The following is a 21,527-nucleotide window of genomic DNA, read 5'->3' as shown; positions in this document are numbered from 1 at the left end:
CACCGGTACAGCGGCTCGCGCAAGCGCAACGTCTTGGATTCGTTCAATGCGATGTATCGAATTGTAACTGTGTCGGTCACCGTACCGGGCCGCCATCGCCGTATCATCGCCGCCCGATTCGCATTACTGCAACATATAGGTTTCATATTCCAGGCGTTCGAGCCTGCGGTCCAGCAGCACCAGCGCGATCGCCACCACGATCAGCGCGGCGAACGCAAAGCCGTAGCCGTACCAGGCCGGGCCGAGCGCCAGCGTCATCTGCGTCAGGCCCACGTTCAGCGCGACGAAGGCCGCGCCGAGCAGCCATATCTCGCGGCGCCGGTCCAGATAGAAATAGAGGCTCAGCGTGGCGAGCAGCACCACGTAAAGGCCGGCGCCGACCACGTCGACGTGCAGCAGCGGCAGGGTCAGGCCCGCCATGCCGAACAGCGCCAGCAGCGGCCGGCCCAGCGCGAACAGCAGCAGTGCGGCGATCGCCAGCAGCTTGACGACTTCGTACAGGCCCAGCCGGACGGCCCGCACCATGGCGTCGCGCGCCGCCTCGATCCGCTGCAGCGAGCCGCCGCCGCGCACCGCGTCGGCGAAGGCATCGTAATGGGCGACGAACTCCCGTTCGATGCGCAGCGCGAACACCGCCATGGCCGGCACGACGGCCAGCCAGGCCAGAAACACCGGGACGTCGTAGATCGCCGAGGCATGCAGCGGCCCGATGACGGGCTGCCCCGTGCCCGCGTGGTACCAGAACTGCAGCTTGTCGGCCCAGATGCCCAGCGGGTACAGCAGGCCGATCGCCATCAGGCTCGGGTAGCGATGGCGCCGCGCAAACACCTCGAACGACAGCAGGCGCGGGCTGCGATCGCCGAGATGGCGGCCATGGCCGTGTTGGCTGCCGCGGCTGCCGTGGTGGCGGTGGATCGGTATCGCCGCGCCGGCCAGCAGCACCAGCTCGCCGATCACGAAGGCGCCCAGCAGCCCCTCCAGGCCGAAACCGCGCAGCGCCAGCGCGGCAAGCGCCGCCACCGCATAGCCAACGACGAAGGCGCAGGCGATCGCCCGGTACTGCCTCATGCCGGACAGGAAGGTCACCGCGATCCAGACGTGGCACATCAGCACGAAGCCCGCCAGCATCAGCGCGCGATACAACGCGGTTTGCTGCGGGAACGCCCACAGCGCGCACGCCAGGCCCAACAGGCCCGCCAGCACGGTGACAAGCAGCCCGACCGCATGCAGGCCGGGCAGCACCGCCTCGCCGCGCCCTTCCGCGAGACGGCCCGCGGCGTAGCGGACCAGATGAAGCTGCAGCGGTCCGGTCAGCATCAGGCTGGCCGCGATCAGATGGATCGCCGACACCTGGAACTGCACGGCCTGCGCGCTCGGCAACCCCGTCGGCAGCCGCAGCACGCCGATCAGCAGAACGCCCGCGAGCGCCAGCACCCAGGCACCGCAAGCGAGCACGCTGGCAAAGCCGTAGGCCTGCAGCGTGCCGACGCGGTTGCGGTCCCGCGCGCCGCGAAGCAGGAAAGTCAGGTCCACCATCATGGCGCTCCCGCGAAGGGGCAACGGCCGCCCGACGGCCATTCGCCGGCCGCTCTTGCCATCGTTGCCTGGGTGGCCGGCACGGCCGGACGGCCCACACCGCCGCGCGCGCCGGCATCGGCGTGGGGTTTCGCGGCCAGATGCTGGTACAGCTGCCGGTAGCTGGCCACCGCGGCGTGCTCGGTGTAGTAGCGCTCGGCGCGCACGATTGCCGCCCGCTGCGCGGCGCGCCAACGCTCGCCATCGCCCAGCAGCGCGACCGCTGCGCGTGCCAGTGCGCCGGGATCGGCGATGCGCACCACCGCGCCCGCCGCGCCCAGTGCCATGTCTTCATCGCCGACGCCGTCGATCAGCTCGCGGCAGGCGCCGACATCGGTGACCACGCAGGGCACGCCGGCGGCGAACGCCTGCAACACCGCCGGTGGCAGTGCCTCGCTGATCGAGCTCAGCACCAGCACGCCGACCTGCGGCAGCAGCTCGGCGATGCGCCGCGGGCCGAGGAAGCGCACGTTGCCGTCCAGTCCCAGGCTTTGCACCAGGCCGCGGCATTCGCGCGCGTATTCCGGGTCCTCGTCCTCGGGCCCGGCAATCCATCCCTGCGCATCGGGACACTGCCTGACCACGGTCAGCATCGCGCGGATGAAGGTCTTGACGTCCTTGCGCGGCACCACCCGGCCCGCCAGGCACAGCACCTGCGGCACGCGCTCGGGCCGCTGCGCGCGCAGCGGCGCCAGCGCGGGCAGATCGATGCCGTTCGGGATGGTGCGCGTGCGGCTGGCCGGCGCGCCATCCTGCACCTGCCGGCGGCGATTGCCCTCGTAGAGCGCGACGATCTCGTCGGCCGCCTCGTAGCAGACGCGGCCCAGCGATTCGAAGAAGCGCAGCCACAGGTCGCGGCAATAGCCCGACTGCAATCCATCCGGCTCGACGGCATGGCCGCCGCCGCGATGTTGCCGGTCGCGATAAGGGTTGTCGCGCTGCCAGCGGGACGCGAACAGGTCGATGCCGAGCTCGCGTGCGGGCATCGCGTGCTGCGACACCAGCAACGGACGGTCATGCCGGTAGCGCAGCATCGCGCCGAGCAAGCCGGCGTAGCCGGTCGATGCCGCGTGGTAGACGCGCGCCGGCATCAGCGTCGCCGCGATTCGCGCCAGCCGCCACAGCGGCCGGTGCATCGTGCGCACGGTCCAGAAGTAATCGGAGAACGAGGTGTCGGTGCAATAGCGGCGGTACTGTTCGACGATGGTGTCCCAGGCCGGCCGGCTGTGCAGGAAGGCGTGCTCCGACAGCGGCCCCTCGTCGCCGCGCGCGTCCATCAGCGCGTCCATCAGCTCGCGCATCGCGGCGCTTGCCTGCGTGCGTCCGCTGTTGGCGCTGCTGGCGCTGTTGAAGCCGTTGAGGCCACCGATGCCGTGGATGCCGCCGCTCACGCCGTCAAGGCCCTTGCCGCGCTGGCGCAGCAGAGCGTGCAGGCGCGCCGCCTCGGCGAAGGCGTGCGCATCGACCCGCTGCCGCGGCACCGTGGCGGCCGCTTCGTCGTCGTGCAGGAAATGCGTCTCCAGATGCAGGACGTTGTCCGGCAGCGCGATCGCCATCTCGCCGCAGTCCTCGCGCCGATCGCCGATCACGACGACCGCGAAGCTGGTCTGCGGGAAGGCCCGGATCATCCGTTCGGCCCACCCGGGCCCACCCGTCCTCGCGAAGGGATGGCTGCCTTCGAGCAGCAGCGCGATATCGACGCGCGCGACTCCCGCGCCCGCGGCGCCCGGTGAAGCGGCGCGAGCATTCGGCATGGAGGCGGCGACGGGCGCGTTCGGCGTGGTCATGCTGATGATGTCCAGTAGCGCAGCACGGGGTGGAGCTGCGGCAGCGCGGGCAGCGACGCGGCCTGGCGCAGGCCCTGCATCGCGGCCCTGGCCGCCGCGAAATCGCCCTCCAGAAAGGCCGCCTCGGCCAGCAGCGGCCAGGCGCGCTCGCGCGGAAAGCCCAGCGCGGTGGCGCGCTGCAGCGCGGCGCGCGCGGCGGCGGGGTCGCGGCGTGCCAGCGCCAGCCGTCCGCGCAGCTGCCACAGCCCGGCCGCCGGGCTCGCCACGGCGGATCCGTCGGCGGCGCGCACGTACAGCGTCGTCGCGCCCGGCGCCTCCGACAGCGCCTGTAGCGCGCCCTCGGCGTGGCGGTCCGCCTGCTCGAGCGTATGGCCGCGCACGTCGTCCTGCGCGAGGTTCTGGTAGACCAGTTCCCAGTGCAGCTGCGCCAGATGTTCGTGCGCCGCGGCCCGGCTGGCCGGGTCGCCGTCGGCCAGGGCGTGCAGATGGTCCCGCGCCTGCAGGATCTGCCGCGTCAGCCGCTGCTCGGCCGCGTCGAGCATGCCGTAGGCGAGCAGCCTGACGTCCTCGACGCTGTCCTCGAGCAGCGCGCGCAGCAGCGGGCTGATGCTGCGCGCCGGCATCCCATCGAGCCCCGCCAGTGCGGTCATGCGGCGCATGCCGGAAGCGGCGGCGTTGGCGCCGGCGTTGGCGGCGGCGTTGGCGGCGGCGTCGGCGGCGGCGTCGGCGGCGGCGTCGGCGCCGGCCCGCAGAAGGCCGGCGGCGCGATCGCGATCATCGCCGGCGCCCGGCCCATTGAGAACGCCCCCCACCCGCGCTGCTGACGAACTCGGGCAGCGCCACGGAGGCGATGCCACCCATGGCGTGCGTACGATGCCTGAATCTGGCCAGCGCCATGCCGAGCAGCGCGACCAGCAGGCCGCCCAGCGGCACCAGCGCGCCGGCCGCGAACAGATAGGCCAGGGCCGCGCGCCGCAGCGTGCGGACGTGCCGCGACAGCAGGCGCTGCAACGGCATCGCCAGCAGCGCGGCCGCCAGCGCCTGGATGCCCAGATATGCCAGCAGCGCGCCGGTCGCGTGGGTCGCCCCGTCGCCATGCAGCAGCGCCGTCAGCGCGGTCAGCTGCAGCGCGCAGCCGGCGATGACGAGCACGCCCTCACGCATCATGCCTGCTCCCGGCCATGCCGCGCGCGGCCCCACCCTCGCAGCGCTGCAGCAGCCGGCGCAGCGGTTCGGGATCGCCATCGGCGGGCACCGGCAGCGTATGGATGCCGATCCGTCCCTGTTCGAAATCGATGCCGAACTGCGCCTGCAGCATCCGTTCGATCCGCAGCAGATAGCCGGAAGCGGCCTCGGTATCGGCCAGCGGCATCAGCGTCATCAGCACGCGTTGCGGGCCGCTCGCGCGCGCCCACGCCAGGTCCTGCGCGCGGCCGCTGCGCACGGCCTGCTCGAACCAGTCGGCGCTGTGCTCGTCGGCGCCGAAGGCCAGCGCGACCACCGTGCTGGCGATGCCCACTTCGCGCCGCAGGCGTGCCAGCCGCGCATAGTCGATGGCGAAATCAGGCGGGCAGTCGGGCAGCACGCGCTCGACCGCGCGTGCCGCCGAGGCATGGTCGACGCCGTCGGCGTAGTAGCCGAGCAGCACCAGCAGCAGTTCGAGATTGTCGTGATGCAGCGCCAGGAACGGCATGCGCTCGACCACCAGCACACCGATCAGGCGATCCGAACCGGACAAGACCGGTGCCACGGCGAGGTAGCGGCTATGCACGCCATCGCTGCCGTCGCCGCCATCAGCGCGGCGATGCGCCAGCTGACGGGTTTGCAGGCAGCGCCGCAGCAGCGGATCGCCGGCATCGAGCCGGCAGCCAGGCCCCGCGGCCGCCGCGGCTTCGGGCAGCACCCGATCGCCGTCGCAGGGAAAAAGCGCCGCGGCCTCGAGTTGACAGGCCTGCGCGACCAGCTGCATCATCGGCGCCGCCGCGGCCAGGGGCCGGGCCGGCAAGCGCTTGCCGCGCATCGCGGCTCCCGCTGGCGCCTGCGCACGGGCGTCGTCCGCGCCGGCATCCCCGGCCGTCGCCGCGCGCAGCTGGGCCAGCGTATCGCGCAGCGTGGTGGGCCGGGCCAGCAGATCGCTTTCGAGGCGAGCATGCGAGATGCGCAGCAGATAGTGCTGCTTGGTCAGTGCCGCCAGCCGTTCGTCGAGATAGCGGTGGATCGATCGCTGGCGCGCCAGCCGGCTGGCGCAGACGTCGCCGAACTGTCCGGCCAGCAGCACCAGCAGCGTGCCGCCGATGAAGAACGGGCGCGGAAACGCTCCGGGCTGGGCGCCGATCTGGTGGAACAGGAACCAGCCGCCGAGCAGCATCAGCGCCGCGCCGATGCCGGCCAGCGTGCCATAGCGCAGCGCCAGCACCAGCGGCAGCAGCCAGGCCCACGGAAAGCCCAGCTCCAGCAGCAAGGGATTGCCGGGCATCGCCGCATAGCACAGCGCCATCGCCGCGGTCATCAGCACGGTCAGTTCCAGCATGGCGGTGCGGACGTTGGCGGGGCTCATGGCCGGCGCCAGCCATGCCGCGCCCAGATCGTCCGCCCGCCGGGCGGCCGCCGTCGTGCCCGCCGCCGCGCGCCGGTCGCCCATCGCTATTGCAGTCATGCGCCTCTCCAGATCCCGCTCGTGCCCTGCCGCCAGGTTTCGCCGCATCAGGCGCGCACCCGCCGCGGGCGTTGCCGCGCCTCGCGCCACGCGGACCGCACCGGCGCAAACGGCTGACCGTGCCCGGCCAAGGCGACATGCGCGGGCTGGGGGGCACGCCAGGGCGCGATAGAAGGCAAGCTCGAGCTCGTCGGCGTGCAGCGCTCGCGCCTGCGACGCGAAGGCGACCATGTCCGAAGGCGGGGCCGACATATCGGCGGCCTGCCGCAACAGCGCGCGCTGCTCGGCCCGATACCGCTCGCGGGCCGGCAGGTCGGACGCGGCGGCGTTGGCCCGCTGGCGCGCGATATCGAGCCGCGCGCGCAGGCTCGGCAGCGCGGCCGCATCCGTAACCGCGGCGGTAACCGCATCGTTAACCGCCGCGGTGGCCGCGGCGTTCGTGCGCGCCAGCAGCGTTTCGGCGTCGTCCAGCCGGCCCTCGCGCGCAAGCTGCTCGGCCAGCTCCGCCACCAGCGCGGCATCGGGCGGCGAGACGCGCAGCCACGCCTGCAGATAGTCGAGCGTCGCTCCGTCCATCGTGCGGCCCGCATGCGGTCCTTCGCCGAGCAGGCGCTCGCGCAGCGGCTCGCGCGGAAACATCAGCGCGAGGCAGATCGTCACCGCGGCCACGATGGCGGCGGCGAACGCCGGGGGTAGCAGGCGTTCGCGCGGTGCAGCCGCTGCGGCCTGGACTGCGGCCGCGCGATCGTCGCGCGCGGCATGCAGCCCGCCCAGCGGGGGGCGTCCCGGAGGCGCCGGCCCCCGACGTCAACGGCCTCTTGCGTGCCGCGTCTTGCTTCCCCATGGTTTCCCCGTGTTGTTGCCTCGACGACGCGGCGTCGTCGCTCCCCCGGCCCGGATATGAATTTGTAACTACGAGCCGAATCCTAGCGAACGGTACAAAAAGGGAATGTCAACAATTGTCAAACGTGGCATGCCGCACACGCGCGGTTCGACGCAATCAGTAGAATCGCCATCAACAAAAAAAGCTACACACAAGCCGTGCCTCGATGCGCGGCCTCGCTGCAGGACCGCGATTGCATCTGGGATCAGGCTGCGCCCATCCGGGCGCCGATAACACAGAGCCATGCCACGGACCGCAGCTTCGGGAATGTCGACGGCGTCATCCGGGTCAAGCTCTCTGACATCAATTCGCGCTGCGCCGGCCATGGCCGCGCGCGCATTGCCTTACACCACTGGCGTCGCGATCCGCTCGCGCGCCGACAGGGAGACGATTGCATGTCGCCGGATTTACCCACCGCCTATCTGACGTTGCTGGTGCTGTTCGCCAGCACGCTGGGCATTTCGATCGGCCTGCGCTATGGCGCCGCGCAAGCGGGGCCACCGTGCGCGCTGGACCGACGCCCATGCGCTCGCCTCGCTGGGCGGCATGGCGCTGGCGCTCGGCGCGATCGCGCCCGCGCCGCTGTGGGCCGTCCTCGCGCAGGCGCTGTGCCTGGGCGCCCAGCTGATGCTGGTGCGCGGGCTGGCCGCGAGCGGCATGGCGATGGCCCCGCATCATCTGCGTGCGATGGTGGCCGGCGGCATCGCCTCGGTGGCGCTGCTGGGACTGATCGCCACGGTGCAGGATGCCGTGATGGCCGAGCGCGCGATCCGCACGCTGGGCCACGCGATCACCGCGCTGGTGGTCTGGCAGGCGCTGCGCCTGCTCAACCGCGAGCGCCGCTCGCATACGATCGCCCATTCGCTGGTATGGGTCGCCTGCTGCGCGCAACTGGCGGCGCAGGGCCTGTGCCTAGCGCTCGCGCTGGCCGCCGGCGGGGCCGGTGCCTGGAGCGCGCTGCGGCCCGACGAGCCAGGCATGCTGGCCCAGGCGCCGCTGCTGCTGATGCTGATCGCGGTACTGTCCGGCGTGGTCGGTTTCACGCTGCTGAGCGCGGAGCGCCAGCTGGCCGAGCAGCGTGCCCGCGCCCGCCTCGATTCGCTGACCGGGCTGTTCCATCGCGGCGCGCTGGACGATGCCGCGATGACGCTGGCCGCCGAGGCCGGCCGTACCGGCAAGCCGCTGTCGTGCCTGGTGATCGACGTCGATCGCTTCAAGCAGGTCAACGACCGCGCCGGCCATCAGGCAGGCGACCAGGTGCTGAAGCGGATCGCCGAGACGCTGCGCCGCGCCTGCCGCGCCAGCGACGTGGCGGCACGCTTTGGCGGCGAGGAATTCTGCCTGCTGTGTCCGAACACCGGCGAAGAGGAGGCCGTGCTGCTGGCTGAACGCATTCGCGCACGCATCGCGGCCATCGCGCTGCCGGAAGACATCGGCGGGCATGCCAGCGTCAGCATCGGCATCGCGCTGGCGCAGAACGCCGGCGATGCGCGCCGCAGCTGGGAGCGGCTGTTCGCCGATGCCGACCGCGCGCTCTATCGCGCCAAGCGCGAAGGGCGCAACCGGGTGATTCACGCCGCCGCGGGCGCCGGAATTGCGGCCAACGCCGCCAATGCCGCCAACGAGGCCGCAGAACCGGCCACGTGGAGCGTGGCGTGCGGCGTGTCGGTCAGCGGCTGAGCACCGCGGGCACGGGGCTCCGGGCCCGCTCCGACACGGGCTCCAGCGCGCGCTCCGACGCGCGTCGTCCCGCGCCCCTTCGTCGCCCTTTCGTCGCCCCTTCTTCGCCGCCGGACCAACGCCCCTCGCAGCGCCCTGGCGACGCCTTGAAAACAACCTGACAGCGCCCTAGCGCGCCCCGCCCTGCGCGTAGAAGTTCGCCAGCGCGCGGGCGTCCGCCTCGCCCAGCCGCTGCGCGATGCCGCGCATCGCGCCATCGTCGTCGTTGTGGCGGCTGCCGGTGCGGAACGCATCGAGCTGCTTGGCCAGATAATCGGCGGGCTGCCCCGTCAGGCGCGGCAGCAGGAAGCCCTGCCCCTCGCCCTCGACGCCGTGGCAATTGGCGCAGGCCGGCAGCGCCCGTCCGTTGTCGCCGGACGCATGCAGAGTCAGGGCCGCCGATTGGCCATTTTCGGCCAGCGCCAACGACGGCGCGGCCTGGGCCGCGTAGTAGCGGGCCACCGCCGCCACCTCGTCGTCCTTGAGCGCCTTGGCGATCGGCGCCATCACCGGATCGACGCGCCTGCCCTCGCGATAGTCGAACAGCTGCTTGGCCAGATACTCGGCCGGCATGCCCGCCAGCGACGGAAACGCCCCGGCGGGCACTGCGGCGCCCGCCGCGCCCGGCGACCCTCCGGTGGCATGGCACGACACGCAGGCCATCGCCCCCCGCGCCATTGCCGCTGGCGGCGATCGTCGCGCCGCGCTTGTCGGGCTCCTTGCCCGCGTCCTTGCCGGCGTCCTTGCCGGCCGCGAGCAACGCCTTGCGACCACGCCGGTTCCTTCGGCAGGAAATCGGTCGAGCGCCGCACCGCGGCCTCGCTGGCCGAGGCCATGGGCGCCGCCGGCGCCGATGCCGCGGCAGGCGCCGAGGCCTGGCCCGCTGCGCCGGCCGACGACGATGCCTGGCGCGGCTGCGGCCTGGGCGCAAACAGATCGGGCCAGACCTGGAACAGCAGCGCATACAGCGGAAAGGCCCCGATGCCGATCACCATGGCCCCCACCCACCAGGTCGCGCGGCCGCGCTCCGCTTCCACTTCGTTCGGCGTGTTCATGCGATCAGCTTCCCTGGCGCCTTGACATAGGCGCGCTTGACCGCGTCGGCGATCCAGTACGCGGTGGCGCCGACCGTGCCGGTCGGGTTGTAGTTCGAGTTCTGCGGAAACAGGCAGGCCCCGGTGACGAACACATTGGGCACGTCCCAGCATTGGCCGAAGCGATTGACCACGCTGTTGGCGGGATCGCTGCCCATCGCCGCGCCGCCGTTCAGGTGCGTCGACTGATAGCTGGTCGCGGTGAACGGCCGCTTGCGCGGCCCGGGCTCGGTGGCGACCACCCCGCGCATCGCCTTGCCGATCTGGTCGCCCTTCCCGGTCAGGAAGGCCGACAGCTTGATGTCGTTGTCCGGCAGGTCGTAGGTGATGCGCAGCAGCGGCTGGCCCCAGGCATCGCGATAGGTCGGGTCCAGTGACAGATAGCCGCCGCGCGTCGGCATCGCCGAGCCGGTGATCGTGATCGACGCCGAATGGTTGTAGTAGCGGCGCACCGCTTTCTTCCATTCGCTGCCCCAGGCCGGCGTGCCCTTCGGCGTGGGGTGGTAGCCGATCGGCGCGCCGCTGACCACCTGGATCTGGATATAGCCGCCGCCGACGAAACCGAGCGGCCCGTGATCGAAGTTGTCGGCGCTGAAATCGTCGATCGTCACCGCCGCCGCGCCCGCGCCCATGAACGGGTTGATATGGGTCCGTTCGTCGAAGAACAGATTGACGCCCGAGGTGGTCTGGTGCGTGTAGTTGCGTCCCACCACGCCCTGGCCGGTGGCTGGATCGTAGGGCTTGCCGATGCCCGACAGCAACAGCAGCCGCACGTTGTGCACGCTGAACGCGCACAGGAACACCATGTCGGCCGGCTGGAAGAACTCCTGCCCGCTGCCATCGACATAGGTGACGCCGCGCGCGAGCTTGCGGTCCTTGTCGAGCTCGACGCGCAGCACCTGCGCCCCGGTGCGCAGCGCGAAGGTATCGAGCTTCATCGCGGCCGGCAGGATGCAGACCTGCGGCGAGGCCTTGGCGAAATGCTCGCAGCCGAAGTTCGAACAGAACCCGCAGTAGACGCAGGCGCTCATCGGCAGCCCTTCGGTATTGACATAGGGCCGCGTCGACAGCGCCGATGGCTGGATATAGGGGTGATAGCCGAGCTTGGCGGCGGCCTCGCCGAACAGCGCCGAGGCGTGCGCCACCTTCATCGGCGGATTCGGATACGGCCGCGAGCGCCATGGCTCGAACGGATTGCCGCCCGGCTGCACCTTGCCCTTCAGGTTGCCGGCATAACCCGAGGCGCCAATCAGATAGTCGAAGCGGTCGTAGTACGGCTCGAGTTCGTCGTAGCTCAAAGGCCAGTCCTGCGCGGTCAGGTCCGCCGCGAAGATGCCCTTGCCGTAGCGGCGCTCGTAGTGGCTGCGCAGCTTGAAGTCGGTCGGATCGAAACGATAGTAGGCGCCGGACCAGTGATTGCCCGAGCCGCCCAGATGCGTGCCCGGATAGGCGAACTGCCAGCGCCGCATCGGCAGGGCGGTCTGGCTGATGTTGTTGCGGAAGGTGAAGGTCTCGGTGGCGGTGTTCTGATGCAGCGCGTGCCGCCGCGTATAGCGCAGCTCGTCATGGACCGTCGGCGCCTGGAAGTCGGGCGAGGGCCAGCGCGGCTCGCCGCGTTCGAGCATCACGACCCGGTGCCCAGCGGCGGCCAACTCCTTGCCGATGACCGAACCCGTCCAGCCGCCGCCGACGATCACGGCATCGACACGATCGAGAGTCTTGCTCATGGCCGCCCTCCCTTCGGCGCCGATGCGCCCTTGGCCGGCGCCGCTCCGTGCGACCCGCCATGACCGGCTCCGTGCATGGTCCCATGCCCGGCGGCGCGCGCCATCGCGATCGACATCGGCGGCCGCACATAGGCCACGCCATGGCGCTCGATATCGTTGGAGTAGCTGGCATAGACGCCGGGAAAGCCGACCAGCTTCCAGCCCGCCATATTGCGATTGCCGCCATGGATCGGATCGCCGAAGAAGCCTTCCATGGTGCCGTCGAGCAGCATCTGGAAGAAGACCTTGCCGGGCAGCGTGCCCAGCTCGATCTCGCCCTTCTCCAGCGCCGTCAGCAAGGCATCCTGTTCACGGGGCTGCAACTGCGAAAACGACTTGCCGCCATGCCGCTTCGCGCTGACCTCGTCGATCGCCGCCAACCCCGCGCGAAACGCCTGCGCGGGCGTCAGCGCGAGCTGGTAGCCCTGCTCGGGCGTGCCGGCCTGGAAGGGCCCATGACGATAGAAGTGGTCCCCGCCGCCCCAGGCCCCGGCCAGTTGCCGGTCGAGGAAATCGGTCACGCCCGCCTCGCGCGCGCCCGGCCCCAATTCGTCGTTCGGAATCAGCCGCGAAACGATGGCATCCACGGTAATTCTTTCGCGCGCATTGAAAAAATGGGACACGCCACCCGGATTGGCCGCCGCCGCGCTGGCCGGGCCCGGCGGCGCCGCCAGCGCACTATCGCCGACCAGTCCCGTTGCGGCGGCTCCGGCCGGCAACCCGGCCCCGAGGGCTTTCAAAAGCGTGCGCCGCATGGGCGTGAAGGGTTTCGTCATCGCTGCGCTCCTCGAAAAACTGCAGTCGATGCAAGAAGCGTGGCAAGACCACGCCGGGATCACCTGACATGGCGAATCGGGCCCCCTGGTACGGCCGTTGCCTTCGTCCGATGGGGGATGACTATAGGAGCCATACCATGACGAAGCGAAACTGGATTTCCGTTGCAACCTTGAGCGTCGCCATGCTGGGCGGCCTGGTGGCCGGCTGTAACCGCGGCGGCGACGATGCCGCCACCACCGACAGCACCGCGGCAAGCGCGCCGATGGGCCCGGTCCCGAGCGACACCACCGGCAGCGCGGGTACCGGCACTGGCACCGGCACCACCGGTTCGACCGGCACCGGCACCAGCGGCACCACTGGCACTACCGGCACTACTGGCTCGGCCGACACCACCACCGGCACCACCGGATCGGGCACCACCGGCGCCACGGGCACCACGGGCACCGGCACCGCCGGCTCGACGGGTACGGGCACGGGCACCGGCGCCGCCGCGGGCTCGGGCGGCAGCACCGATACGCGCACCGGCGCGAGCGCACCGCAGTAAGTTCGGCAGCAAGCCCTTAACGCTGGCGGACCCGCCGGCAACCCTTCCCCCTCTCTCCTCGGCCCCTCTCCTGCTCGCGGGAGAGGGGCGTTCGTTCGTGCTTGGCGCGTGGGTCGTGCGGCCGCGATCGGTGCGTTAGTGATCGGTGCGTTGGCGATCGCTGCGTCGACGACGCAGCCGAGCCGCGTCACCCTGCATGGCCACGCCGCCTGGGCGTGAGCAGCATGATCGGTCGAGGCCGTAATCGGTGTCCTACGCCGCCTGGGCCGCATGATCGGTCGAGGCCGACAGCGCCTTCCATTGCTCGAGTTCGGCGCGCGCGGCATCGAGCTTGCCGCCGATGTAGCCGAGCGCATCGGTGCCGGCCGCGAAACGCAACGGCGCCCGCGGCACGGCGGCGAGTTCGACGATGGCCCGCGCCAGCTTGTCCGGATCCCCGGGCTGCCGGTGGCTGTAGTCGTCGTAGCCCCCCGCGCAGCGCGGCCGATGCCGACACGTAGTCAGGAATCGCCTCGGCCCCGTAGCGCACCGACGAGCCATCGAGGAAATCGGTGCGGAAGAAGCCCGGCTGCACGATGGTGACCTGGATGCCGAAGCGCGCCACCTCCAGCGCCAGCGACTCGGAGAAGCCCTCCACCGCGAACTTGGCCGCGCAGTAGATCGACGCCCCTTCGAAGCCGACCATGCCGCCGATCGACGACAGATTGAAGATGCGGCCGGCGCGCTGGCGCCGCATCACGGGCAGCACCGCGCGGGTCACGTGCAGGGTGCCATGGACGTTGGTGTCGAACTGCTTGAGCACATCGTCGGCGCTGTTCTCCTCGAACATGCCGAGCTGGCCGTAGCCCGCGTTGTTGACCAGCACGTCGATGCGGCCGAAGGTCGCCACCGCGCGGTCGACCGCGTCGCACGCCTGCGCCGGGTCGGTGACGTCGAGGCGCAAGGCCAGCAGACGCTCGCCGTGCCCCGGCAATGCCCGCTCGATGGGCCGCGGGTCGCGTCCGGTCGCGACGACGTTGTCGCCGGCATCCAGTGCCGCCCGGGCGATGCAGGCGCCGATGCCGCGCGCCGCGCCGGTAATGAACCAGGTCTTGATCATGCTGAACTCCCGAAGTGTGGATCGATGGACTGTCGGCCTTGCCGGTGTACCGCGATGGCGTCCGGCAGCGACATGCGGCCATGGTAGGCAGCCCGCGCGAGCGCCCGTTAGACCAAAACTCGGCAGCGCTTGCCCGATTCTCCAGAGCGGGGCATCGGCGCCGATCTGCCCTGCCGCGGCGCGGTGGCTGCGCGCTACACTTGCGCGCATGCCGGCCTTGCCGCTGTATTTTTTGGCCCCCCAAGCCCCGCCTGCGTCCACTGCACGGCACGCTGATGCAGCGGTCGTAGCGCGATTCGGCGCATGCATCCCGCGCCTGCCTCGCCATCGTTGCCGCCTATCATGTCCGTCCTCGTCGATCCGATGCCAACGCTGCCACAACCCGATCCCGAGCAAACCCGCCGCCAGCGTGAAGAACGCATGGCCGCACTGATTGGCCGCCTCGCGCCGGCCGAGGGATATACGATGTCCGCGCTCGACGCGGTCAAGTTCCTGCGCGCCAACGGCCCGCTGGCGCGCACGCCGGTGCTCTACGACCCCTGCATCATCGTGCTGTGCAGCGGGCGCAAGCGCGGTTTCTTCGCGGGGCGCGAATTCGTCTACGACGCCCAGCATTTCCTGGTGCTGTCGCTGCCGATCCCGTTCGAGTCGCAGACCGAGGCCTCGCCGCAGGATCCGATGCTCGCGATCTCGATCCGGGTGGACCTGGGCGTACTGGCCGAGCTGGCGTTGTCCGTGCCGGCATCGGCGTTGGCATCATCCCGGGCGGGGTCACCGGCAGCGTCGGCGTCGGAGTCGACATCTACAACTACATCGGTGTCGGCATCGGGGTCCGGGTCGGCGTTGGAGTTGGCGTCGCGGTCAGGTGCGGCGCCCGCGCTGGAACCCGAGGGCGCGAGGCCCGCCGAGGTAGCAGGCATCCAGTCGACGCCGCTCGACGACCGGCTTGGCGATGCCGTGGTGCGCCTGCTCGAAGCGCTGACCTCAGACATGGAGGCCGCGGTGCTCGGCCCAGCGATCCTGCGCGAGATCTATTTCCGCGTGCTATGCGGCCCCCAGGGCGCGGCCTTGCGCGCGTCGCTCGCCTACCAGAGCAACTTCGGCCGCATCGGCAAGGCGCTGCGAATGATCCATGCCGGCTACGACCAACCGTTGTCGGTCGACACGCTGGCCGGCGCGGCGGCGATGAGCGTGGCGGCCTTCCACGCGGCCTTCAAATCGGTCACCGGCACCTCGCCGCTGCAGTACATCAAGGCCACGCGGCTGCACAAGGCCCGCATGCTGATGATCCAGCAGGGGTTGAATGCATCGGTGGCGGCGAGCCGCGTCGGCTATGAAAGCCCGTCGCAGTTCAGCCGGGAATTCAAGCGGTTCTTCGGCCGCAGCCCGATCGACGAGGCCCGCGTGATGAAGGAAGCGATGGCGCTGCGTACGCGCGTGGACTGGGCACGCGCCGCGTGAGCTGCGGCGCGCGGGCGCCATCATCCGCGCCCAGCGCGCGCCAGCGTCTGTGCCCCGCGCGCCGGCGTCTGTGCCCGGCGCACGCCAGCCTCTGTGCCCCGCGCACGGCAACGTCTGCGCCCGGCGGACGGGCGCGCGGCGGGTCCAGAGAATCAGGCAAGCCCTCCCGAGTATTCGGCATGGGCTTGCACGCCCTGGCTTCGTACAGTGACACCAAGCGATGGCATCGCCCGTCGAGCGGCGTTTCCCCCGGAAACCGCATCGAACGCGCGCAGTCGCGAATCCTTCCACTCTCACTGTATGGAGTTCCAATCATGAATACACAGCAAAGCCAGCGCGACCTCGAAGGCCGCGTCGCCATCGTGACCGGCGCGGCCGGCGGCGTCGGACGCGCGACCGTCGAACTGCTCCACCGCCGCGGCGCGCGCGTGGTGGCCGAGGACATCAAGGACACGGTCGCCGAACTGGAGATCGACGGCGAGATCTTTGCCATCACCGGCGACGTCTCGCAAGAAGCCACCGCACGCGCGGCCGTGGACACGGCGATGGCGCGCTTCGGCCGGCTCGACATCCTGGTCAACAACGCGGCCCGCATCATCAACCGCACGGTCGCCGAGACGACCGTCGAGGAATGGGACCAGATCCTCGCGGTCAACGCGCGCGGCATGTTCGTGCATGCCCGCGAAGCGCTGCGCGCGATGGTCCCGGCCGGACGCGGCACCATCGTCAACGTCGGCTCCTACGCCTGCGTGGTCGCGCTGCCGACCATCGGCGCCTATGCCGCGTCCAAGGGCGCGGTGGCGCAGCTGACGCGCGTGCTGGCGGCGGAAAACGGCCAGCATGGCATTCGCGTCAATGCGGTGGGTCCGGGCGATATCGTGACCGGCATTCTGGACGACCAGATGCCGAACGGCCGCGAGTTCCTGGCCGAGCACGGCAAGAACAACCTGCTGGGCCGCGCCGCCCAGCCGGAGGAAATCGCCGAGGTGATCGCCTTCCTGGCGTCGGACAAGGCGAGCTTCGTCACCGGGGCGCTGGTGATGGCGGATGGGGGGCATACCGCGGTTTGAGCAAGCCATGCCGGCGGCGCGGCGGTACGGCGCGTCAAACCTGCGAAGGCTCGTGCCGCCGCATCAGGGACTGGACCAGCGGGTGACCCTGGAAATGCTCCAGCAACCTTGTCTTCTGCGGATCCGTCAGCAGCGAATCCTGGATCATGGCTGGCCAGCGAGCCGCCGCTGCCGCAACGGTATGACGGATCGCCGCAGCTGCCGGCTTCTCCGGGATGCCCAGCTCGGCGCAGAATCGCCGGAGAACGGCCGGCCCAATGCCTGGCTTGGCAGCCTTGCCCTGCCGCGCGTCGCTCACCGACATGCGCGGCTTCTCGTTCAGAGCGGGAGGCAGGATGTGCAGCGCATGCCCGGTACGGCGGTTGTACGCGGAATAGCCGACGATGTCGTAGGCCGGCGGCAATTCCGGCGTGCGACCGTCGGGATAGTAGATGCCAATGTTCTTCAAGTGCATGTCGGGATTGCCCAGCATCTCGTTGACGACGATGCGCCGCAGCAGTTCATGCACGGCCGACTCGCCGAGCGACGGGAATTCCATCATCACGCCCGCCACATCGAGATAGCTTGCGCCAAGGTACTTCTGCTCTGGCATGACTTCGAGAATCTGCGCGAAGTCTTCGCAATGAATCCGCCCTTGCGGCGTGCGGTCATAGCGAATCACAGCGAGGAAATTGGTGCGGCTGTCGGCATCGCCAAGATCGTAACCATGCTCCACCGCCAGGGCCTCCAACGGGGCCAGGTGCGCTTCGGTGACATTGACTCCGGCTGCGCCGGCAAGCCGCAGCGACAGTTCCTCCAGCTCGGGCAACAGCGGCTGCCCGACTACCGGCAGCTTGGCGATGATGTGGGTGTCCTGCATCTTGGTCCGGCCCACATATCGCCCGCCCTGCCGGATGACGCCCACCTTCGGCTGCACCCCCGACAGCGAGACGCCGTCGTCCATCGGGTCGGCGGTCACCGACATTTCGACCGAGTCGGCATCCTGCGTGACATAGTGAGCCAGCTCGTCGCGCGTCAGTTCAAGAGGCCGCGCGTGGACGTTGCCCGGCAAATCCTTGCCGCAGGCCGCGAGCATCTCGAAATGGTCCTTCGGGTCGCAACCACGCTGCGCGGCGACATGATCGCGGAAAACGCCTTCGGGCAGCAGATTCTGGAAGAACGCGGGCAGCAGCCAGCCATTGGAAGGGCTGAAGCGTCCGTTGAATAACGTTGAGCCGACGTCGGCCCACAGCGCCCGCTGCGCTTCGCGTTCGCGGGCCAGCATCGACAGGGAAACCACCGGCGCATCGCGCATGGCGGCAAATGCCTCGTCGGCCACGAAGCGATTGACGACCTGAGCATCGCCGAGCGCGTACTGGAACAGCACGCCTGCCCGAACCTTGCCGATGAAGATACCGACTGCTTTGACGTTCATGAATTGCCTGCCTAGGACTTGTCAGCTTCCGTCTTGCGCGCCGCAAGACGCTCCCGCGCCGCCTGCACGCGAGTCTTGACCGCGGGCGCTGTCGGCGTGAACGCGCCGTCCTGAGCCAGGCCGGCTGCCGCGCCCTTCGGCACGATGGCCAGTTCGTAGCCAAGGCGATCGAGCACAGCGAGCAATGTCGTGACTTTATAGTCACCTTCTCCGCTCAGCATGGAGGTAACCGTGCGGCGCGACAGACCGGTCCGCGCCCCGAGCTCGCTCTGCGTCAGCGAGAGCGCCTTCATGCGTGTTCGGAGCAGCGCGGCGATGTCAGGCAATGATCGCATGGTACTAAAGTAGTATATTTTCGAAAAATCATACTTTATTGCTCACTCGACGTCAAAAAAATGAGCAGTAAAGTAGGATAAAGCCCGTTTATCCTACTTTACTGCTCACTGCGGCGAGCGCCTCGGTGTCGCCAGCCATGACTGGCCTTGCATCAGAAGCAGGTGCCGCCAGGCACCGCCGTACGAAGCTCGGCCTTACCCGCCGATATGCGGCCGATCCGACTGCATTCGGTCGCCTTGTTCATCCGGCGGCGATACCTGCTCGTTCATCACCTCGTTCGGTGTGACGCCGGGCTTGTCGGCGGGTTTTGCGCCGGGCTTGCCGCCCTGCTGGCCCTGCTGGCCCTGTTGGCTTTCCCTTGCCCTGCCTGCCCTGTTCCGCCTGCTTGGCGCTACCGGCCGGGTTGCTTCCCGACGGCAGCGTATCGGCCTCGGCGGCCGGGTTCTGCCCACGTTCCTGCGACAGCGGGCCCCTTCTCCGGTGTCAGCGACTCGACGGACTGCGGGGCCACGGGATTCGGAATTCCTGAAGATTTGTCCTTCATGCGCATCTCCGTTTGCAATGGGTAGCGGGTGGGGCCTGCAGCACGCCGCGACAGCGTGGCGCTGCGCCCCCTCCCATGGCCGACGCAAGACACATACCCGGACACACGCCCGGCCACATACCCGGCCACATACCCGGCCACATACCCGGACACATACCCGGACACATACCCGGCCACATACCCGGACACATACCCGGACACATACCCGGACACATACCCGGACACATACCCGGACACATACCCGAACACATACCCGGATACATACCCGGACACATGCCCGCCCCATGCGCGCGGATTCAGTCCACCGTCACCCCATTGGCCCGGATGATTTCGCCCCATACCTTGATGTCCTCGCGGATCGTCGCCGCGAACGCCTCGCTGGTCTTTGCCGGCGGATTGGCCATGTTCATCAGCGCGAAGCGCTCGCGGATCTGCGGGTCGCCCAGCATGCCGTTGATCTCGGCGTTGAGCCGCTTGACGATCGGCGCGGGCGTGCCGGCGGGCGCGAACAGGCCATACCAGCTGTTGGTATCGAACGGATAGCCCTGCTCCCGCATGGTCGGCACCTCGGGCGATACCGAGCCGCGGCGGCTGCCGCTGATCGCCAGCGCGCGGATCTTGCCGGAGCGGATCAGCGGCAGCGACGACGAGGTATCGACGAAGGCCACCTTGATCATGCCGCCCTGCAGATCGTTCAGCACCTGTCCCACCGCCTTGTACGGGACGTGGCGCATGCGCAGGCCGGCCTGCATCTTCAGCGCCTCCATGGTCAGGTGTCCGCCCGAGCCGATGCCCCAGGAGCCGTAGTCATAGGCATCGGGCTTGGCCTTGACCGCGGCGACGAACTCGCGCAGGTTGCGCGCGGGAAAATCGTGCGTGACCACCAGGAAGTTGCCGCCCTCGCCGACCTGCGCCACCGGCGCCAGATCGCGCAGCGCGTCGTAGGGCAGCTTCGGCTGCAGCGTATGGTTGATGACGACCGACGCCGCATAGGTGAACAGCAGCGTATAGCCGTCTGGCGCGGCCTTGGCCACGGCATCGACGCCGATGATGCCGGTCGCGCCGGGCTTGTTGTCCACCACCACGGTCTGGCCCAGCCGCTTGCCCAGCCGTTCGGCGATCACGCGCGCGAACAGGTCGGTGCCGCTGCCGGCCGAGGACGCCACCACCAGCCGGATCGGCCGCGATGGCCACGTATCGCTGGCCCATGCGGGCCCGGTGGCGAGCGGCGCGGCCACCAGGGCCATCAGTGCCAGCAGCGTTTGCCGCCGGCGGTCCGGCGACGCGAATGCACTGGCGCTACCGTTCGCCCTCTTGTCCGCGCTCTTGTCCGCCCTCTTGTACGCCCCCCTTGTCCCCGCTCTCGTACGCGCGCTCGCAGGCGCTCTTCCTGTCGATCGACATCGTCCGGTCCCTCCTTATCGTTGGCTGAACGGGTGGCGCTCACCGCGTTCGATGCTGTCGGCGCAGGCCTGATAGAGACTGCGCGATACATAGCTGGCCACCTGGCGCGAGCGCTGGCGCAGCCATCCCGCCTTCAGTTCGCGCGCCTGCCGCAACGTCGGCGCATCGCCCGGCGCGCCGGCGAGCACGTCGATCACGTGCAGGGCCAGCTGGATCTCGCCCTTGTCGGCGAGCGCCCGCGCATGGCGGATCAGCGCGTCGTGGTCGCTGACCGCCTCGGCGATCTGCGCGGCGGCCTGCTCCGGTGGCGCCGGATGCAGCGAGGTCGCGTTGCGGTCCCACCAGCCGTTTTCCGCGCGGTAGATGTCGCGCGCGATATAGCTGGGATCGCCGTAGCTCGGCCGCATCCATGGCTTGCCGAACAGTTCCTCGGGATAGCGCAGCGCGGCCAGCATCTCGCGCTCGTCCATGCCCTGGTTGATCAGCCGGATCACCTCGTCGTGCAGCCAGTGCAGCGCGCCCGCGGTGTGGCGCAGCACCTCGACCGCCTGCGCACCGCACAGGTCGGCGCCGAACTCGCGCACCACGCGCTCCGGTTCGAGCGCGGCCAGGTTCTCCAGCGTACGGGCCCAGCGCGGCGCATCGCGCAGCGTGCGCAGCGGCGTGCCGATGTTCGGGATCGAATCGATCACGGCCGGGCCGCCGTACAGGATGCGCGATTCGGGCAGCCAGACCGCGACCGCGTCGTCGGTCTCCGATGGCGCCCACAGCAGCTCGGCGCGGCGCGCGCCGGTGCCGACGGTCAGCCCCTGCGCGAACGTCTCGGTGGGCGCGTGCTGGCTCAGCTTGCCCGCCAGGCGTCCGCGCGGCTGGCGGAACTGCACCTCGGCCAGCGCCTCCTGCAGCGGCATGGTGGCGCGGTAGCGTGCCTGACGCGGCAGCACGTTGGCATGGGCGATCACGCGCGGCGCGGGGTCGCCGCGTTCGGCGCAATGCGCCAGCCACAGCGGCAAGCCGCTGTTGTAGCCGAGGTGGCCGTGGCTGAAGACGATGGCGGCGATCGGCAACGGGGTCACGCTGCGCAGCGCGTCGATCATGCCGCGCGTGATGGCGCCGCCGGGACCGGCATCGACCAGCAGCAGCGCATCGCCATCGGCGGCACCGGACTGCGTGGCGGTCTGCGTGGTGATCTGCGCGACGAAGGACTGGCCTTGGCCGTGCAGCTTCCAGACACCGGGGGCGACGGCCTCGACCCCGTCGCCGGTGGCCAGCGCGGCGGGGCGCGCTTCGAATTCCTGCATGCGAACGACTCCTGTGACAGAACGAAGGACGAGCGCCGCCCCGCTCCGCCGGGGAGCGTCATCGTGGGCAACGCGAGGGAAAAATGACCGGTAGGAC

At 69.9% G+C, this 21,527-nt stretch carries 18 protein-coding genes and 1 pseudogene; 6 read left to right on the top strand and 13 right to left on the bottom strand.

All coding sequences use genetic code 11. The features are described 5' to 3' along the window. Positions 1–123 precede the first annotated feature (123 nt). The 5 genes from pelG to OJJOAM_RS21560 are packed head-to-tail and all read right to left on the bottom strand — an operon-like array spanning position 124 to position 6,018. On the bottom strand, positions 124–1,536 hold the full coding sequence (pelG, locus tag OJJOAM_RS21580; RefSeq protein ID WP_422649780.1) for an exopolysaccharide Pel transporter PelG: 1,413 nt from the start codon (positions 1,534–1,536) through the stop codon (positions 124–126). Continuing rightward, entirely contained in the window at positions 1,536–3,329 is a 1,794-nt protein-coding gene (pelF, locus tag OJJOAM_RS21575) for a GT4 family glycosyltransferase PelF (RefSeq protein WP_422651009.1), read from the bottom strand. Before pelF ends, pelG begins: the two co-directional genes overlap by 1 nt. A gap of 29 nt (positions 3,330–3,358) precedes the next feature. Continuing rightward, on the bottom strand, positions 3,359–4,174 hold the full coding sequence (locus OJJOAM_RS21570) for a lipopolysaccharide N-acetylglucosaminyl transferase (RefSeq protein WP_422649779.1): 816 nt from the start codon (positions 4,172–4,174) through the stop codon (positions 3,359–3,361). Next, the gene (locus OJJOAM_RS21565; RefSeq protein WP_422649778.1) at positions 4,137–4,529 is read right to left on the bottom strand and encodes a hypothetical protein; all 393 of its coding nucleotides are present in this window, start codon (positions 4,527–4,529) and stop codon (positions 4,137–4,139) included. The genes OJJOAM_RS21570 and OJJOAM_RS21565 overlap by 38 nt, the downstream gene beginning before the upstream one ends. Further along, the gene (locus tag OJJOAM_RS21560; RefSeq protein WP_422651008.1) at positions 4,519–6,018 is read right to left on the bottom strand and encodes a PelD GGDEF domain-containing protein; all 1,500 of its coding nucleotides are present in this window, start codon (positions 6,016–6,018) and stop codon (positions 4,519–4,521) included. Before OJJOAM_RS21560 ends, OJJOAM_RS21565 begins: the two co-directional genes overlap by 11 nt. Positions 6,019–7,378: 1,360 nt before the next feature. On the opposite strand from OJJOAM_RS21560, the gene OJJOAM_RS21555 reads away from it, so the two are divergent. Beyond that, a complete protein-coding gene (locus tag OJJOAM_RS21555; protein WP_422649777.1) occupies positions 7,379–8,581 on the top strand; it encodes a diguanylate cyclase in 1,203 nt (400 codons plus the stop codon). Positions 8,582–8,749: 168 nt separating this feature from the next. On the opposite strand, the gene OJJOAM_RS21550 is transcribed toward OJJOAM_RS21555, so the two are convergent. Then, positions 8,750–9,226: a c-type cytochrome gene (locus OJJOAM_RS21550; RefSeq protein ID WP_422649776.1), complete on the bottom strand. Its 477-nt coding sequence runs from the start codon at positions 9,224–9,226 to the stop codon at positions 8,750–8,752. 228 nt (positions 9,227–9,454) lie between these two features. On the opposite strand from OJJOAM_RS21550, the gene OJJOAM_RS21545 reads away from it, so the two are divergent. Continuing rightward, positions 9,455–9,700 carry a hypothetical protein gene (locus OJJOAM_RS21545; protein WP_422649775.1) on the top strand — a complete coding sequence of 82 codons (246 nt, stop codon included), beginning with the start codon at positions 9,455–9,457 and terminating at the stop codon, positions 9,698–9,700. Here the strand turns inward: OJJOAM_RS21545 and OJJOAM_RS21540 are convergent. Continuing rightward, complete coding sequence (locus tag OJJOAM_RS21540; protein WP_422649774.1) at positions 9,672–11,441, bottom strand: GMC family oxidoreductase; 1,770 nt, start codon at positions 11,439–11,441, stop codon at positions 9,672–9,674. The two genes, OJJOAM_RS21545 and OJJOAM_RS21540, sit on opposite strands and share 29 nt — an antisense overlap. Further along, positions 11,438–12,067: a gluconate 2-dehydrogenase subunit 3 family protein gene (locus tag OJJOAM_RS21535; RefSeq protein WP_422649773.1), complete on the bottom strand. Its 630-nt coding sequence runs from the start codon at positions 12,065–12,067 to the stop codon at positions 11,438–11,440. The genes OJJOAM_RS21540 and OJJOAM_RS21535 overlap by 4 nt, the downstream gene beginning before the upstream one ends. Here OJJOAM_RS21535 and OJJOAM_RS21530 point away from each other — a divergent pair. Next, the gene (locus tag OJJOAM_RS21530) at positions 12,057–12,323 is read left to right on the top strand and encodes a hypothetical protein (protein ID WP_422649772.1); all 267 of its coding nucleotides are present in this window, start codon (positions 12,057–12,059) and stop codon (positions 12,321–12,323) included. The genes OJJOAM_RS21535 and OJJOAM_RS21530 overlap by 11 nt on opposite strands. A 70-nt stretch (positions 12,324–12,393) precedes the next feature. Then, a complete protein-coding gene (locus OJJOAM_RS21525) occupies positions 12,394–12,801 on the top strand; it encodes a hypothetical protein (protein WP_422649771.1) in 408 nt (135 codons plus the stop codon). A gap of 252 nt (positions 12,802–13,053) precedes the next feature. Here the strand turns inward: OJJOAM_RS21525 and OJJOAM_RS21520 are convergent. Further along, a pseudogene (locus tag OJJOAM_RS21520) lies at positions 13,054–13,900 on the bottom strand (oxidoreductase). A 420-nt stretch (positions 13,901–14,320) separates the two neighbouring features. Here OJJOAM_RS21520 and OJJOAM_RS21515 point away from each other — a divergent pair. Further along, on the top strand, positions 14,321–15,361 hold the full coding sequence (locus OJJOAM_RS21515; protein WP_422649770.1) for an AraC family transcriptional regulator: 1,041 nt from the start codon (positions 14,321–14,323) through the stop codon (positions 15,359–15,361). A 314-nt stretch (positions 15,362–15,675) separates the two neighbouring features. After that, the gene (locus OJJOAM_RS21510) at positions 15,676–16,431 is read left to right on the top strand and encodes an SDR family NAD(P)-dependent oxidoreductase (RefSeq protein ID WP_422649769.1); all 756 of its coding nucleotides are present in this window, start codon (positions 15,676–15,678) and stop codon (positions 16,429–16,431) included. A 34-nt stretch (positions 16,432–16,465) separates the two neighbouring features. Here OJJOAM_RS21510 and OJJOAM_RS21505 read toward each other — a convergent pair whose 3' ends face one another. From OJJOAM_RS21505 to OJJOAM_RS21490, 4 genes are all read right to left on the bottom strand, one after another. Further along, on the bottom strand, positions 16,466–17,845 hold the full coding sequence (locus OJJOAM_RS21505; protein ID WP_149316143.1) for a type II toxin-antitoxin system HipA family toxin: 1,380 nt from the start codon (positions 17,843–17,845) through the stop codon (positions 16,466–16,468). 11 nt (positions 17,846–17,856) lie between these two features. Then, positions 17,857–18,138 (bottom strand): helix-turn-helix domain-containing protein, encoded by a 282-nt coding sequence (locus OJJOAM_RS21500; RefSeq protein WP_422649768.1) that lies wholly within the window; start codon positions 18,136–18,138, stop codon positions 17,857–17,859. A gap of 883 nt (positions 18,139–19,021) precedes the next feature. Further along, entirely contained in the window at positions 19,022–19,972 is a 951-nt protein-coding gene (locus OJJOAM_RS21495) for a Bug family tripartite tricarboxylate transporter substrate binding protein (protein WP_422649767.1), read from the bottom strand. 171 nt (positions 19,973–20,143) lie between these two features. After that, positions 20,144–21,430 carry an alkyl sulfatase dimerization domain-containing protein gene (locus OJJOAM_RS21490; protein ID WP_422649766.1) on the bottom strand — a complete coding sequence of 429 codons (1,287 nt, stop codon included), beginning with the start codon at positions 21,428–21,430 and terminating at the stop codon, positions 20,144–20,146. Positions 21,431–21,527 lie beyond the last annotated feature (97 nt).

Origin of the sequence: Cupriavidus sp. H18C1 (genome assembly GCF_049311595.1) — a bacterium.
Lineage (GTDB): Bacteria > Pseudomonadota > Gammaproteobacteria > Burkholderiales > Burkholderiaceae > Cupriavidus > Cupriavidus cauae.
Note: the sequence above shows the minus strand (reverse complement) of the source record. Positions and strands in the feature narration are given on the sequence as shown.